This is a genomic window from Henriciella mobilis, from assembly GCF_003576285.1.
Classification (GTDB): Bacteria; Pseudomonadota; Alphaproteobacteria; order Caulobacterales; family Hyphomonadaceae; genus Henriciella; species Henriciella mobilis.
Genome location: NZ_QWFX01000013.1, coordinates 266,654 through 281,219 on the forward strand (window position 1 = coordinate 266,654; position 14,566 = coordinate 281,219).

Annotated in this window: 12 protein-coding genes; 7 read left to right on the top strand and 5 right to left on the bottom strand. The window is 60.0% G+C overall.

What is annotated here, in order from left to right; genetic code table 11:
- Positions 1–8 precede the first annotated feature (8 nt).
- The 6 genes from bamA to lpxB are packed head-to-tail and all read left to right on the top strand — an operon-like array spanning position 9 to position 7,013.
- Positions 9–2,582: an outer membrane protein assembly factor BamA gene (gene bamA, locus D1223_RS11805; protein WP_119376629.1), complete on the top strand. Its 2,574-nt coding sequence runs from the start codon at positions 9–11 to the stop codon at positions 2,580–2,582.
- A gap of 20 nt (positions 2,583–2,602) precedes the next feature.
- Complete coding sequence (locus D1223_RS11810) at positions 2,603–3,196, top strand: OmpH family outer membrane protein (protein ID WP_119376630.1); 594 nt, start codon at positions 2,603–2,605, stop codon at positions 3,194–3,196.
- A 4-nt stretch (positions 3,197–3,200) separates the two neighbouring features.
- The gene (gene lpxD / locus D1223_RS11815; RefSeq protein WP_119376631.1) at positions 3,201–4,217 is read left to right on the top strand and encodes a UDP-3-O-(3-hydroxymyristoyl)glucosamine N-acyltransferase; all 1,017 of its coding nucleotides are present in this window, start codon (positions 3,201–3,203) and stop codon (positions 4,215–4,217) included.
- Positions 4,214–5,005 (top strand): acyl-ACP--UDP-N-acetylglucosamine O-acyltransferase, encoded by a 792-nt coding sequence (gene lpxA, locus D1223_RS11820; RefSeq protein ID WP_119376632.1) that lies wholly within the window; start codon positions 4,214–4,216, stop codon positions 5,003–5,005. Before lpxD ends, lpxA begins: the two co-directional genes overlap by 4 nt.
- Before the next feature lie 10 nt (positions 5,006–5,015).
- Entirely contained in the window at positions 5,016–5,855 is an 840-nt protein-coding gene (locus D1223_RS11825; RefSeq protein WP_119376633.1) for an LpxI family protein, read from the top strand.
- A 3-nt stretch (positions 5,856–5,858) separates the two neighbouring features.
- Positions 5,859–7,013, top strand: coding sequence for a lipid-A-disaccharide synthase (gene lpxB, locus D1223_RS11830; RefSeq protein ID WP_119376634.1), 1,155 nt, complete (start codon positions 5,859–5,861; stop codon positions 7,011–7,013).
- Here lpxB and gltA read toward each other — a convergent pair.
- A complete protein-coding gene (gene gltA / locus D1223_RS11835) occupies positions 7,001–8,308 on the bottom strand; it encodes a citrate synthase (RefSeq protein ID WP_119376635.1) in 1,308 nt (435 codons plus the stop codon). The genes lpxB and gltA overlap by 13 nt on opposite strands.
- A 28-nt stretch (positions 8,309–8,336) precedes the next feature.
- Positions 8,337–9,821, bottom strand: coding sequence for a glutamate--tRNA ligase (gene gltX, locus D1223_RS11840; protein WP_119376636.1), 1,485 nt, complete (start codon positions 9,819–9,821; stop codon positions 8,337–8,339).
- Positions 9,822–9,911: 90 nt separating this feature from the next.
- Here gltX and D1223_RS11845 point away from each other — a divergent pair, with 90 nt between their 5' ends.
- Entirely contained in the window at positions 9,912–11,960 is a 2,049-nt protein-coding gene (locus D1223_RS11845) for a ComEC/Rec2 family competence protein (protein ID WP_158588460.1), read from the top strand.
- Between the two features lie 15 nt (positions 11,961–11,975).
- Here D1223_RS11845 and lexA read toward each other — a convergent pair whose 3' ends face one another.
- The 3 genes from lexA to trpD all read right to left on the bottom strand — a co-directional run bounded on the left by lexA (position 11,976) and on the right by trpD (position 14,555).
- Entirely contained in the window at positions 11,976–12,662 is a 687-nt protein-coding gene (gene lexA, locus D1223_RS11850) for a transcriptional repressor LexA (protein WP_119376637.1), read from the bottom strand.
- A gap of 68 nt (positions 12,663–12,730) precedes the next feature.
- Positions 12,731–13,525, bottom strand: a complete 795-nt coding sequence (trpC, locus tag D1223_RS11855) for an indole-3-glycerol phosphate synthase TrpC (RefSeq protein ID WP_119376638.1) — start codon at positions 13,523–13,525, stop codon at positions 12,731–12,733.
- 4 nt (positions 13,526–13,529) lie between these two features.
- The gene (gene trpD / locus D1223_RS11860; protein WP_119376639.1) at positions 13,530–14,555 is read right to left on the bottom strand and encodes an anthranilate phosphoribosyltransferase; all 1,026 of its coding nucleotides are present in this window, start codon (positions 14,553–14,555) and stop codon (positions 13,530–13,532) included.
- Positions 14,556–14,566: the final 11 nt, after the last annotated feature.

Sequence of the window (14,566 nt, forward strand, 5' to 3'; positions counted from 1 at the left end):
GTAAACATATGCGATCTGCTTTCGCTGCGTCCCTTATGAGCGTTGCTGCAAGTGTTGCCCTGGCGACGGCGCCAGGGTTAACGACACAGGCTCAAGCACAGCCAGCGAATTACGGTGAAACGATCCGGACGATCGTGGTTGAGGGAAATCAGCGGATCGAGGATCGCACGATTCAGTCCTATCTGCTGGTCGAGCCGGGCGATCCGTTTGATCCGGACCGGATTGACCTGTCGCTCAAGACCCTCTTTGCAACAGGTCTGTTCGCAGACGCTTCGTTCGAAAAATCCGGCTCTGACCTGATCGTCCGCGTGGTCGAGAACCCGATCATCAACCGCGTCATTTTCGAGGGCAACAATGCCATCGACGACGACAAGATGCGCGAAGAGATAGAGGTCGCGCCGCGGGGTATCTTTACTGCTGCCCGTGTGCAGGCGGACGTCCAGCGTATCCTTGAGCTGTATCGCCAGTCCGGCCGCTTCGCTGCGAGCGTGGAACCGCAGTACAAACCGCTCGAACAGAACCGTGTCGACCTGGTCTTTGTCATCAATGAAGGCCCCGTGACGGGCGTGCGTTCCATCAATTTCATCGGCAACGACGCCTATTCCGACGGGCGCCTCCGGAGTGAGATTGTCACGCGCCAGTCGCGCTGGTGGCGGTTCTTCAGTTCGAATGACAACTACGACCCGGGCCGTCTCGAATACGATCGCGAGCTGCTGCGCCAGTTCTATCAGAACAATGGCTATTACGACTTCCGTGTCGTCTCTGCCGTCGCTGACCTCACACCGGACCAGGAAGACTTCTACATCACCTACACGGTGGAAGAGGGCGACCAGTATTATTACGGCGACATCCAGGTCGAAACAGAGCTGGACAAGCTGAACTCCACCGCGTTGCGTAATGCGCTGTCCATTCAGGAAGGCAGTCTGTTTCGCGGCAACCAGATCGAAAACGCGATCGACACGCTGACCTACGCGGCCGGCATCGCAGGCTATGCGTTTGTCGACATCACGCCGCAGCTCGAGCCCGATCCGGAAACCAATCGCGTCAATGTCACCTTCGCAATCGATGAAGGCCCGCGCGTCTATGTCGAGCGGATCGATATCGTCGGGAACACAGCGACCCTCGACCGTGTCATCCGGCGGGAGCTGAGAGTTTCGGAAGGCGACGCATTCAATCGGGTCCTGCTGGACCGGTCCAGAAACCGTGTCCGCGCCCTTGGTTACTTCAAGAATGTGGAGATCACCGAGGGACCGGGCTCACGTCCTGACCGGACGGTTGTCGAAGTCGCCGTGGAAGAACAGCCGACAGGCGAGCTGTCCTTCGCGGCCGGTTATTCTTCGGTCGATGCGTTCCTTTTTGACGTCAGCGTTTCGCAGCGTAACCTTCGCGGCCGCGGCCAGACTGTTGTCGCGCGCGTTTCCGCTTCGCAGCGTCAGCAATATGTCGACCTGCGCTTCCGCGAGCCGCGTTTCCTCGACCGCAACCTTGCAGCGGGTATCGATATCTTTTCGACGCGGTCGGACTTCTCTGAGTTTCTCGATGGCGGCTTCAAGACCGACACGGTCGGTGCTGGCGTGAACTTCGGTTTCCCATTGAGCGAGAACACAAATCTCGGCCTGCGCTACCGGTTGCAGTCGGATGAACTTGATTTCAATGATCGGCCCATTGTCATCAATACCGATGGTACGGCGGCGACCGAAACGGTCGTATTTGATAATGGAACGCCGGACGATCCTTCCGATGACTTCGAGCGCGAAGTGCTGGTGTCGCCGGACGCCGATCCGTTGCCGGATGGAACGCAGATTGTCGATGTCTGCTCGCCTGATTTCATCAATCGCAATCGCAGCTGCCGTAGTGAGCGCGCCGAAATTTCGTCGATCCTCGGCTATTCGTTCAATTGGGATCGCCGCAACGACCCCATCGAGCCGACCGGTGGCTTTGACTTTTCGCTCAGCCAGGACTTCGCGGGTGTCGGCGGAGATGTGAACTATCTGCGGACAGAAATCTCCGGTGCGACCTACAAGGGGATCTTCAAGGGTGTCCGTGCCAGTGTCCGGTTGTCAGGCGGCATTATCGAGCCGATTGGTGACGACGAAGGCATCCGCATCAACAACCGCTTCTTCCGGGGCGGTTCAAGCTTTCGGGGTTTCGATGTGGCCGGTCTCGGTCCGCGCGTGATCCGCAGAGAAGTCGACAACGAAACAGGCGAAACGGTCAATGTTCGCCGTCTGAATGCGCTCGGTGGCAAGGCTTACTATCAAGGTACGCTCGAATTGACCGTGCCGAACTTCCTGCCGGACGAGTACGGCATCGATACCGCCCTGTTTGTTGAAGCCGGCTCGGTCGGTTTGCTGGACGACTTCGATATCGATCCGGCGCGGATCGTGGGGACGAGCTCCGGTAACAATACGACCACCGTGGAACTGACAAAAGACGCCATGGGCCTTCGCGCATCGGCGGGGCTGTCTGTGGGCTGGGACTCACCTTTCGGACCGATCCGGTTCGATTTCTCACAAATCCTGCGCAAGGAAGAGTACGACCGGACAGAGACGTTCCGGTTCAGTACCTCCACGCGCTTCTGAGACCTTCTGAGGAGGAAAGAATGCAATTCCTTAAAGCCGCTCTGGCATCGTTTGCGATGCTTTTCACGAGCGCGGCGATTGTCGCTCCTGTTGCCCAGGCACAAGGCGCGAATGTTGTCGTGATCGATCAATCCCGCATCATGCGCGAAAGCGCTGGGGGCAAGGACATCATCGCCAAGGTCAACCAGATCGAGCAGAACATGACCGCGGAGCTTAAGCCAACTGGCGATGCTCTGGCATCCGAGGGCGAAACGCTCGAAGCCAAGACCGCCAACATGTCGATGGAAGCCATCGCCGCGGACGAGGCGCTGAGCCAGGAAGTGCGCGACTATGCGCGCAAGGCACAGGCATTCAATCGCCAGCGCCAGATCGCGGCAGCCGAGCTGCAGGCGACCGAGCGCAAGGCGTGGAGTGACTTCTTTACGGCCATGCAGGGCGTGCTTCAGGAAGTCGTCAATGAAAAGAATGCGGATGTGATGATAGACCGCTCCGACGCCATTTATGTCTCCGAATCTGTCGACGCCACCAACCTCGTCATCAGCAAGATGGATGCGAAAATGCCGACGGTGACAGTGGTTCGCCAGAAGATCCAGGCGCAGGCACCGCAGCAGTAGCGACATGCCAATCGACGACCGGTTCTACGAATCGCTCGGCCCCGTTCCGGTAGCAGAGCTTGCGCGTCTAGCGGAAGCCGAGCTGCGCGGCGACGGGGCCGTTCTCGTCACGGGTGTGGCGCCAACGGCATCCGCGGGACCGGGCGACCTCTGCTACTTTGATGGCAAGCGTCCGCCAGGGCCGGCCGACGTGAATCCGCAGGCTGCCGCGTGCTTTGTGACACCTGAGCATGCAGACGCCCTGCCGGATTCGGTCAGTGCGCTGTGTACGCCCTTTCCGCGATACAGTCACACGCTTGCAGCCCGCGCCGTGCTTCGTCCGCGCGGCTGGCAGGTTGCAGAGAGTGAATCGAAACCTAGCAATGTTCATCAGACCGCACAGGTCGCTCCGTCGGCCTTTATCGGCGCAGGCGCGGCGATCGGGGACCGGACTGTCATCGGACCCAACGCGGTGATCGGCCCCGGCGTTCAGATCGGCCGCGATTGCGAGATTGGGGCGAACGCCTCGGTACAGTGCGCGCTGATCGGTAACGGCGTGAAAATCTATTCGGGCGCCAGGATTGGTGAAAGCGGTTTTGGCGTCATGGGCGGGCCATATGGCGCAGAAGATGCGCCCCAATATGGTCGCGTCATCATCCAGGACTATGTGACGATCGGCGCCAATACCTGTATCGACAGGGGCGCTTTTGACGACACGATTATCGGCGAACGGACAAAGATCGATAATCTTTGCCAGATCGCGCATAATGTCGTGATCGGACGGAATGTGGCGCTCGCTTCCTTTGCCGGTATTTCGGGGTCGGTCACGATTGAGGATGGAGCAATGCTGGGCGGTCGGGCCGGTATTGCCGATCATGTCCACATCGGTGCCGGCGCGCAGATTGCGGCTGCGGCCGGCGTGTTCCGCGAAATTCCTGCGGGCGAGACATGGGGAGGCGTGCCTGCGCGTCCCATTCGCCAGTGGATGCGGGAGGTCGCCTGGCTGCAGAAACAGATATCAGGGGAAAAGAAAACAAAGTGACGGCACAGATACACCAGACAGCCATCGTTGAAGACGGCGCCCAGCTGGGCGCTGATGTTACCGTCGGCGCTTTTGCCTATGTCGGTCCGGGTGTTGTGCTGGGAGATGGCTGCAAAATTCACCAGCATGCGACCGTCACCGGCCGCACGGAGCTTGGCAAGGGCGTGGAGGTGTTTCCTGGTGCCGTTATTGGAGGCGCGCCTCAGATTCTCGGCTTCGATGACGATGGTACCTCGCGCCTGACCATCGGCAGCGGCACGATCCTGCGTGAACACGTAACGGTTCACACGGGCTCACCGAAGCATGGCGGCATTACAACCGTCGGCGAAAACTGCCTGCTCATGGTTGGAGTTCATATCGCGCACGACTGCGTCGTTGGAGACAAGTGCGTGTTCGCGAACAATGTCGCTGTTGGCGGCCATGTTGTGATCGGTGAACAGGTCTGGATGGGAGGCATGGTTGCAATCCATCAGTTCTGCCGGATTGGGCGCCATGCCTTTGTCGGTGGCGGGGCTATCACTGTCGCCGATGTCATTCCGTATGGGTCAGTGATCGGAAATCATGCCCATCTCGCCGGCTTGAACATCGTCGGCATGAAGCGGCGGGGCTTCAGCCGGAAAACCATCCATGACCTCCGCGCGGCCTATCGCATGTTGTTCGCCAAGGAAGGCACATTCAGCGAACGCGTTGCGGATGCCGAGGAGACCTATGGCGATTGTCCGGAGTTGCTGGAAATCATCCAGTTCATACGGGCCAGCAAGAGCCGGGCGCTCTGTCTGCCAGAATAGGGGCATACCGATGTCCAAGCTCGGTATCATTGCGGGTCTGGGGAGCCTTCCGGTAAGCATTGCCCAGGCTGCTCGAGAGAGCGGCCGGCCGGTCTATGTCATGCGGCTAGCGGGCTTCGAGGAGCCAGCGCTTCTGGAATTTCCTGGCGAGACAATCGGCATTGGCCAGCTCGGCCGCATTGCCAAGCGATTGAAGGAGGAAAAGTGCGAGGAGCTGGTTCTGGCCGGAATCGTGAAGCGCCCGAATTTTTCCAGCATCAAGCTGGACCTGCGCGGTGCCAGCCTGTTGCCAAAGGTCGTGTCGGCCGCTCGCAAGGGCGATGATGCGCTGCTGAGGGTAATCCTCGACTATTTCGAGAAACAGGGGTTCCGCGTCGTCGGCGCTGAGGAAGCCGCCAGCGATCTCAAGATGACGATGGGGCTCGTTGCGGGCCCGGCGCCGGACGAGACACAGCTGTTGGATATGCGCAAAGCCGCTCATATCGCCTCGGAAATTGGCCGGCTGGACATCGGTCAGGGTTGCGTGGTCGTCGACGGGCTGGTGCTCGCCGTCGAGGCGCAGGAAGGCACGGACGGCATGCTTGCGCGCCTGAACGACCTTGATCCCGCGATAAAAGGTACAGCTGCAAACCGAAAGGGCGTTCTGGTGAAACGCCCGAAGCCCATTCAGGAACGCAGGATTGATCTTCCGACCATTGGCCCGGCTACGATCCGGTCTGCTGCTGCTGCGGGCCTTGCTGGTATTGGCCTTGAGGAATCGGGCGCGCTGCTTGTGGGCAGGGACAAGATCGAGGCGCTTTGCGCCGAACATGGTGTTTTCGTCTACGGCTTCCCGGCCGGTTGGGACTGAGCCATGCCCGGACTGTATCTCGTCGCCGCCGAACCTTCAGGTGATCTCCTCGCATCTGAGATCGTGGAAGTCATCCGGAAGAAGGCGCCTGACACGGATATTCATGGCATTGGCGGTGAGCATCTCGCCAGCGTGGGTATCATTTCACCCATCGACACGTCGGAGCTATCGGTCGTAGGGCTTCTGGAAGGCGTGAAGATCTACAAGCGAGTGATAGAACTCGCTGACCAGGCCGCCGAAGACATTATCAAGGCCGCGCCGGATGTCGTCGGACTCGTGGATTCATGGGGCTACACGTTGCGAGTGGCCCAGCGGGTGAGGGAACGGGCCCCGCACATCCGTCTGGTAAAAGTTGTCGGGCCGCAGGTCTGGGCGACGCGGCCGGGGCGCGCCAAGACCCTTGCCCAGACAGTTGATCATCTCGTCTGCATTCACGCTTTCGAAGAACCATTCTATGAGCCGTTCGGCCTGCCGACGACGGTTATGGGCAACCCGGCCCTGTCGAGGGGCCACAAGGGCGACAGGAAAGCGGGCAGGGCGCTTCTTGGCGTATCGGAGACCGATCCCTTGCTCCTGGTCCTGCCTGGCAGCCGCCGAGGCGAGATCGCCCAGGTCGCACCTGTTCTGATGGATGCTGCGCGCCGGCTGAAGGACAGCTTGCCTGAAGCGCAAATTGTGGTGCACCCATCCGCAAATGTACGCGCCCAGTTTCTGGAGGCCTTTCCGGACGTCGAGCAATGGGCGTTGCTCTCCCCCACAAGCGCAGACCGGTTCGATATCATGTCGGCAGCGGACTTTGCGCTGGCGTGTTCCGGAACCGTCACGAGCGAGCTTGCACTCCAGGAAACGCCCTTCCTGGTCGGTTATCATATGGGTTGGGTGACCTGGGCGCTCGCCCGTTTCTTCCTGTTCAAGCCAAAGCATATAACGCTCCTGAATATTGCGGCCGATGACACTGAAATCGTTCCGGAATTTGTCCAGACTCGCTTCAAGGCGGGGCCCATAGCCGACACCGCTCTCGCCATGCTCACGGACAGCAAGGCGCGGTCTGCCCAGATCGATGCGCAAAAAAAAGCTCTCTCCCGGATGGGAGAGAGCCAACTTGATTCTGCGCAGATCGCCGCGCAAACGCTTCTGGACTGCGCTCAGCCGCGCTGATTGACGGGAACGAAGCTGCGCTTGGCTTCGCCGGTATAGATCTGGCGCGGACGGCCGATGCGTTGCGTCGGGTCCTCGATCATTTCGTTGAGCTGGGACACCCAGCCGACTGTGCGGGCCAGTGCAAACAGCACTGTGAACATCTCTGTCGGGAAGCCCATGGCATCGAGGATAATGCCTGAATAGAAGTCGACATTGGGGTAGAGTTTCTTCTCAATGAAGTAATCGTCTTCAAGCGCGATCTTCTCGAGCTCCATCGCAACTTTCAGGATCGGTGTGTCGCGAACGCCAAGTTCGTCTAGGACTTCATGCGCGGTCTGCTGCATGACTTTGGCGCGTGGGTCGTAGTTCTTGTAGACGCGGTGGCCGAAGCCCATCAGGCGGAAGGGGTCGTCCTTGTCCTTCGCGCGCGCGATGAATTCCGGGATGCGGTCCACTGAACCGATTTCCTGCAACATGTTGAGGCAGGCTTCGTTCGCGCCACCGTGTGATGGTCCCCAGAGGCTTGCGACGCCGGCAGCAATGGCCGCGTAGGGGTGGGCGCCCGATGAACCAGCAAGACGCACGGTCGACGTCGAGGCGTTCTGTTCGTGGTCTGCGTGCAGGATGAAGAAGCGATCCATCGCCTTGGCGAGCGTCGGGCTGATCTTGTATTCCTCGGCTGGAACAGAGAAGCACATGCGCAGGAAGTTCTCGGCATATGAGAGGTCGTTGCGCGGATTAACGAAAGGCTGGCCAACGGCATACTTGTAAATGCGCGCGGCGAGCGTCGGCATCTTGGCGATTAGGCGGATGGAGGCCAGCCGGCGCTCTTCAGGGTCTGAGCTGTCCATCGAGCTTGGATAGAAGGCCGACAGTGCGCCTACTGTGCCGGTCAGCATGGCCATCGGATGGCTGTCACGGCGGAAGCCATCGAAAAAGCGGTCCATCTGCGTGTGAAGCAGCGTATGTTGGGTGACTTCCTTGGCGAAGGACTTGAATTCCGTTTGCGTCGGCAGCTTGCCGTTCAGAAGCAGGTAGCAGACTTCAAGGTAGCCGGATTGGTCTGCCAGTTCGTCGATCGGGTAACCACGATGTAGGAGAATCCCTTCATCGCCGTCGATAAAGGTGATCTGGGACTCGCAGCTTGCGGTGGACGTGAAACCGGGATCTAGGGTGAAGACGCCAGCCTGCCCGTAGAGTTTCTTGACGTCGATAACATCCGGCCCAAGCGAGCCGCTCAGAATAGGCAGATCGTATGTCGTGCCATTGATTTCGAGTTTCGCCGTGCCGGCAGGTTTGGTCTTGTTGATCATGTCAGCCCTCATAAACGTGTCGTATCCGCTATTCGCTCCCGGCTTCTGCCCGGGCGAGATGAAAATCAATGCGCGCAAGAGTCTCTTCCCGACCGAGCCAGGCCATGACAGGAGCCAGGTCCGGGGCCGGGAGTCCGCCCGTAAGTGCTGCGCGTATAGGTGGTCCGACCTGTCCGAATGACAACTCGTGCGCTGAGCAGAAGGACTCCAATGCTTGCTGCAATGCCGTATCGCCCCAATTCGGAATATTGGCAATGGCTTCGCGTATATTGCCCAGGCGCAGAAGATTGTCTCCGGAGAGCGCCTTTCTGGCTTTCTTGTTCAGGTCGTCCGCATTGGCGGTCCAGAAAAACCTGAAGCTCTCGGCGAGCTCCGGCAGTGTCGATCCGCGATCTTTCATGTGCGGCAAGGCCGCGTGGATGCGATCGAGTACGTCTGCGCCAAGCGAATGTCCGGCTGCCTGGTCGAGCCAGGGGTGCAGCAGGTCGAAAAGTCTGTCCGTATCGGCTTGGCGAATGAAGAAGGCGTTCACATCATTCAGCTTGTTGAGGTCGAGCCGGGCGGGGGCCTTGTTGATGGCCTCTAGCGAAAACACGCTGATTGCTTCCTCGCGCGTGAAGATTTCCTGATCGCCATGGCTCCATCCCAGGCGCAGCAGGTAGGCGGCGACCGCTTCTGGCAAGTATCCCATATCGCGATACGCGGTGGTGCTCAGCGCGCCATGGCGTTTGGAAAGCTTGGCGCCATCGTCGCCATGAATCATCGGCACATGGGCGAATTCGGGAACGGTCCACGCCATCGCCTCGTAGATCGGGATTTGGCGGAAGGTGTTGCGCAGGTGATCGTCACCACGCACAACGTGCGTTACGCCCATGTCGTGATCATCGACAACAACCGCGAGCATGTAAGTCGGGCTGCCATCGGCCCGAAGCAGGATGAGATCGTCAATCTCGCTGGCCCGCACGCGAACATCTCCCTGGACCTTGTCGGACACGGCTATATCGCCAGTGTCGGGCGCGCGCAGACGAATGGTGTAGGGAGCGTTCGCTGCCGGTGGATCTCCACCATCGCGATAGGGCGAGCGAAAAGGCGCAAGGAGCGCTTCAGCCTTCTTTTTCAGCGCTGTGCGTTCTTCGTCGGACAGGTCTTCGGCCTTGGCGGCGGCGCGAACCTGCTCGCCTTCATCCCTGCGGGCCTGCAGGTCTTCCGGTGTGACATAGCAGCGGAACGCTGCGCCTTTTTCCACCAGCGCTTCGGCGACTTCCGCGTGGCGTGGAGCCCGCTCGCTCTGATAGTAAATGTCGCCATCATGCTCGAGACCGAGCCAGGCCATGCCGTCGAGAATCGCGTCGACCGCGGCCTGCGTTGAGCGGGCCTTGTCAGTGTCTTCAATACGAAGCAGGAATTTTCCCTGGTTGTGCCGGGCAAACAGGTAGTTGAAAAGGGCCGTACGGGCGCCGCCAATATGCAGCATGCCAGTTGGGGAGGGGGCAAATCGCGTAATCACAGTCATCGGTCTGACCAGTCCTCGAAACGTCGGGGCCTATTCACTTCTGGACGCCATCAACACGCTCATGCGCCGTCAGGCAAGAGCGCGACTGATGTGGCGCAGGACGTGGACGCAGACAATGTTCGAAATGTAGGGCAAATGCGCCGGCCCTTGTACTTCGCATTAGGCATGTGCGCCGGGGCGAGTGTCTATTTCACGCTTCCGGCCGAGCCTTCGACGTTAAGTTCGATTCTTGTTGCTACCCTCACAGCGTCCTTGATTCTGTTCGTCATGAGCAGGTGGGATACTCCGGCAGGGGTTAGGATCCTGCTTGTCGTCACCCTGGGCGCTGTGACCGGTTTCAGTATTGCGAAGGCTCACACCCGTTTGAGAGCGCCCCCGGTTCTTACCCAGACGCTGGGGCCTGTCATGCTTGAGGGGTGGTTGACTGATGTCGAGCCCGGCAAGAATGGCAACAGGTTGAGATTGACCGTGCACGCCATGGCTGGACTGTCGCCGCAACAGGCGCCGCAGCATGTCCGCCTTACGCATTCCAATCGGTTGGAAGTCGAGCCTGGGCGGTTTGTCAGGTGCTGGGCGGTGTTGCGTCCGCCACCTCAACCAGAATTTCCCGGAGACTACCCATTCAATCGTCAGGCATTTTTTGAAGGGCTGGATGCCGTGGGCTACGTCATGGGCCGCTGCCGCGGTGGCCCCCTTGGCGCGCAGGTGAATGCGACTTCGCGTCTCGAAACCGAAATCGGCGCAATCCGGCGCTCGCTTGCCCGGCACGTCAATGAGGAAGCGGGGCCACGTGCCGGCGGGTTCGCAGCAGCCCTTACCTCCGGTGATCGTAGCTTCATGTCTCAGGCGGACATGGAAGCCCTTCGAAATTCCGGTCTTGCCCACCTGCTGGCGATTTCCGGACTTCATCTCGGCATAGTGGGGGCTCTCGTCTATTTCGCGGTGAGACGGACCCTTTCGACATGGGAGTGGCTGGCGCTTCGCGTTCCCGCACAGAAACCGGCAGCCGCGGCCGCGCTCATGGCCACAGCGCTTTACCTGGTACTTTCTGGCGCGAGCATATCTACCCAGCGGGCCTTCATCATGGCCGCCATCGTGTTCCTGGCAATTCTGCTGGACCGTTCGCCACTCAGTCTCAGGACGTTCGCGCTTGCGATGATTGCTGTCCTGCTACTTCAGCCGGCAAGCGTCATGACCCCTGGATTCCAGATGTCGTTCGCCGCGACAGGCGCGCTGATCGCCACCTATGAGGCATGGTCGCGCCGGGCGGCGGCCATTGGCGAAACCCGCCGGAGAGGCATGCTGTTTGCCCTGAAGTCGCTGGTTGTGACGTCCGCTGTCGGAGCCGCTGCAACAGCACCCTTTGCCCTATACCATTTCGATCGCGTTGCCCCTCTCGGTCTGCTGGCAAACCTTTTGGCGATGCCAATTTTCAGTTTCATCAGTGCGCCTGCAGCGGGTTTGGCGCTCGTCACCTGGCCTGTGGGCCTGTCTGATCTATGCCTTGCAGTGTTCGGCTGGTCGCTTGAGCGCGTGCTTGCGATTGCGCACTGGGCGTCTCTTGCCGGAGATGGAGGACTGGAGCTGGGTGGTCCGATGCCTCCCAGCGTGCTCATCCTGTTGATTCTCGGCCTGATTGGCGCCTGTCTCGGGAATTCCGTTCAACAACGCTTCGGCTTGAGTGCAGCGGCGCTGGCCGCAAGTGCGCTTGTGTGGATGCTGTCTCCGCAGGCGGTCGTGCACTGGTCATCGTCTGGAGATGCCTATGTGGTCACGACGGAGCGTGGCGTGCTTCGAGTGCCATTAGCGGATGGAGAGGGCCTGGCGCCCCTTCATTACGCTGATGTTACGGCATCCAGCGACTGTCTGAATGACGGGTGCGACTTTCGGACCGCGGCTGGTCGCATTCTCATAGGAGCGCCAGACTGGATCGATGAGCGATGCGATGAAAGTGCGGCAATCATCCTGAGCAAGAAGTCGCTGCCGCCTGACTGCGGCAATGGCGCCATGGTTGTCTTATGGGATGAGATCATCAAAGATGGCGCCGCGACCATCCTGAGCGACGTCACCGGTACCCTGGATATGTACCGCCCTAAATGCGGCAGGCGTCCCTGGACGCCGTGCCTCAAAAATCCTTGAGACAACACCAGTCTATCAGTCGTAGCGACGCACGAGCGCTACAAGCCGGCCTTGGACGCGCACACGGTCCGGGCCGAAGATCCGTGTCTCGAAGGCCGGGTTGGCCGCCTCGAGGGCGATGGACGCCCCTTTCTTGCGCAGCCGCTTCAGGGTCGCTTCTTCTTCATCGATCAGGGCAACAACGATATCGCCGGTGTTTGCGTCGTCGGTCCGCTTCAGGATGACAAGGTCACCATCGAGAATGCCCGCTTCGATCATGGAATCGCCCTTGACCTCGAGCGCGAAGTGATCGTCGCCCTCGGGCAGGTCACCCGGCGGACGGATCCGGTGGGTTTCATTCTGGATGGCTTCGATCGGCACGCCGGCGGCAATTCGGCCAAGGACCGGGATTGTGTGACTGGCAAAAGCCGGAGGGGGTGTCGCCTGATTGCCTACAACGCTCGGGCGGAAGACCTGCCGGCCGCGCGGCGGAGCTGCCGGTGTTGCGGAATCGGGGAGCTTAAGCACTTCCAGCGCACGCGCACGGTTAGCGAGGCGCTTTATGAATCCCCGTTCTTCCAGCGCGGTGATCAATCGGTGAATACCGGACTTGGACGCCAGGTTCAGCGCCTCTTTCATCTCATCAAAGGAGGGCGAGACGCCATCCTGTTTGATACGCTCATGGATGAAGAGAAGAAGCTCTCTCTGTTTACTGGTCAGCACGATGTGCCCTCCAAATCAACCGAATCTGTTCACACATGTTCTACATGCGTTCTCGTTTCGGGTCAATCTCAAGATGCTTTGCGTAAATTTTCGCACTGAAGTTGACGATCGGATGATTTCATCAGGCTTTCACCGATGAGGAAGCGCTGGGCGCCAGTCTTGCGCAGCCGTACAATGTGGGCCGGTTCGGATATGCCGCTTTCTGAAATCAGGGATTTTCCGGGCGCGAGCCGGCCAGCCAGCCGTTCCGTCGTCTCCAGTTCGGTTACCATTCGCTTGAGATCGCGATTATTGATCCCGATCAACGCAGATGGAAGGGCGTTGGCGCGCTCCAGCTCGTCTTCCTCGTGGACCTCGACAATCGCGTCCATGCCGAGATCGGTGGCCGCGCCGATAAGGTCACGCGCGAGGGCGTCATCGACAGCAGACAGGATCACGAGGATCGCGTCCGCACCGAATGCCCGGGCTTCCGCGACCTGTATCACGTCGATCATGAATTCCTTGCGGAGCAAGGGAAGGTCGACCGCGGCCCGGACAGCGGCCAGGTCACCCAATGACCCTCCAAAACTCTGGAAATCTGTCAGAATGGACAAGCAGGCCGCGCCGCCATTCTCATAGTCCTTCGCAATCGCGACCGGATCTGCACCCGGCATGATTTCGCCGGCCGAGGGCGATTTACGCTTGAGTTCGCAAATCAGAGCGTTCTCGCCTGAAGATACGATATCGCTCATGCGGCGCGCAAAGCCCCTGGTCGGGGAAGCTGCGGCAGCATCGGCCAGGAGGGATTCCATGGACCGGTTCGCCTTCAACGCAGCGACCTCGTCACGCTTGTACTCGATTATGCGGTCAAGAGCCGTTGCCATTGCTCTAACTCCGCCCGTGGCTAAGGTCTGCCAGCAGCGACAGGGTCTTGATGGCCTTGCCGGAATCGATCGCCTGGCGTGCGCGCTCGACCCCCTCCAGAAGGGTATCTGTCAGGCCGAGAATGTGCAGACCGGCGCCAGCATTCAGAAGAACAACATCGCGGAAGGGGCCGGCCCGGCCTTCCAGTAATTCGCGAATGGCTGCCGAGTTCTGATCCGGCGTGCCGCCCTCAAGCGCCGACAGAGGGCTCGAATCGAGCCCGGCATCAGCGGGCGTCAGCTCAAACTCTGCCAGGGTACCATCCTTGACTTCGATGACGCGGGAAGGACCGGAAATCGACAGCTCATCTATGCCGTCAAGGCCATGCACGACCCAGGCCCGCTTGATGCCAAGTTTCAGCAGCGTCTCTGCCATCGGCTTCAACCAGCGGGCCTCATAGACACCAAGGATCTGATGACTGGCATTGGCAGGATTGGACAGCGGACCGAGCAGGTTGAAAATGGTTCGTATGCCGAGGCTTGCCCGGATCGGGGCGACATGGCGCATCGCCGAATGGTGGCTGCGGGCAAAAAGGAAGCCGACGCCGGCCTGTTCGACGCAATGCGCGAAAACCCGTGGCGTGATATCGAGTTCGACCCCGAGGGCTTCCAGGACATCGGCGGACCCTGTCTTTGGGGGCACCGAGCGGTTGCCATGCTTGGCAACGCGACCTCCGGCAGCCGCGATGACGATAGCGCTGGCAGTTGAGGTGTTCAGCGACGTCCATGGTAGCCCGCCCGTGCCGCATGTATCTAGGAGTGGGCCTTCAATGCTGATTGTCCTGGCATGCTCACGCATGACTTTTGCGCCAGCCAGAAGTTCGTTCGACGTTTCCCCGCGGACGGCCAGACCCATAAGGAACGCACCGACCTGCTCAGGCTGGGCCTCGCCTGAGAGAAGCGTGTCAAAGGCTGACACAAGCTGTTCCTGGGGAAGTTCCTCGCTGCGGGCGAGGGCCTTGATGGAGGTGGAGAGGGCGGTGTCGGTCATGCGGGGTTGCG

What these genes read in the sequence shown, in the direction of transcription:
- bamA (WP_119376629.1), top strand. Translation starts at nt 9, where the DNA reads ATGCGATCTGCTTTCGCTGCGTCCCTTATGAGCGTTGCTGCAAGTGTT.
- D1223_RS11810 (WP_119376630.1), top strand. Translation starts at nt 2,603, where the DNA reads ATGCAATTCCTTAAAGCCGCTCTGGCATCGTTTGCGATGCTTTTCACG.
- lpxD (WP_119376631.1), top strand. Translation starts at nt 3,201, where the DNA reads ATGCCAATCGACGACCGGTTCTACGAATCGCTCGGCCCCGTTCCGGTA.
- D1223_RS11825 (WP_119376633.1), top strand. Translation starts at nt 5,016, where the DNA reads ATGTCCAAGCTCGGTATCATTGCGGGTCTGGGGAGCCTTCCGGTAAGC.
- lpxB (WP_119376634.1), top strand. Translation starts at nt 5,859, where the DNA reads ATGCCCGGACTGTATCTCGTCGCCGCCGAACCTTCAGGTGATCTCCTC.
- gltA (WP_119376635.1), bottom strand. Translation starts at nt 8,308, where the DNA reads ATGATCAACAAGACCAAACCTGCCGGCACGGCGAAACTCGAAATCAAT.
- gltX (WP_119376636.1), bottom strand. Translation starts at nt 9,821, where the DNA reads ATGACTGTGATTACGCGATTTGCCCCCTCCCCAACTGGCATGCTGCAT.
- trpC (WP_119376638.1), bottom strand. Translation starts at nt 13,525, where the DNA reads ATGGCAACGGCTCTTGACCGCATAATCGAGTACAAGCGTGACGAGGTC.
- trpD (WP_119376639.1), bottom strand. Translation starts at nt 14,555, where the DNA reads ATGACCGACACCGCCCTCTCCACCTCCATCAAGGCCCTCGCCCGCAGC.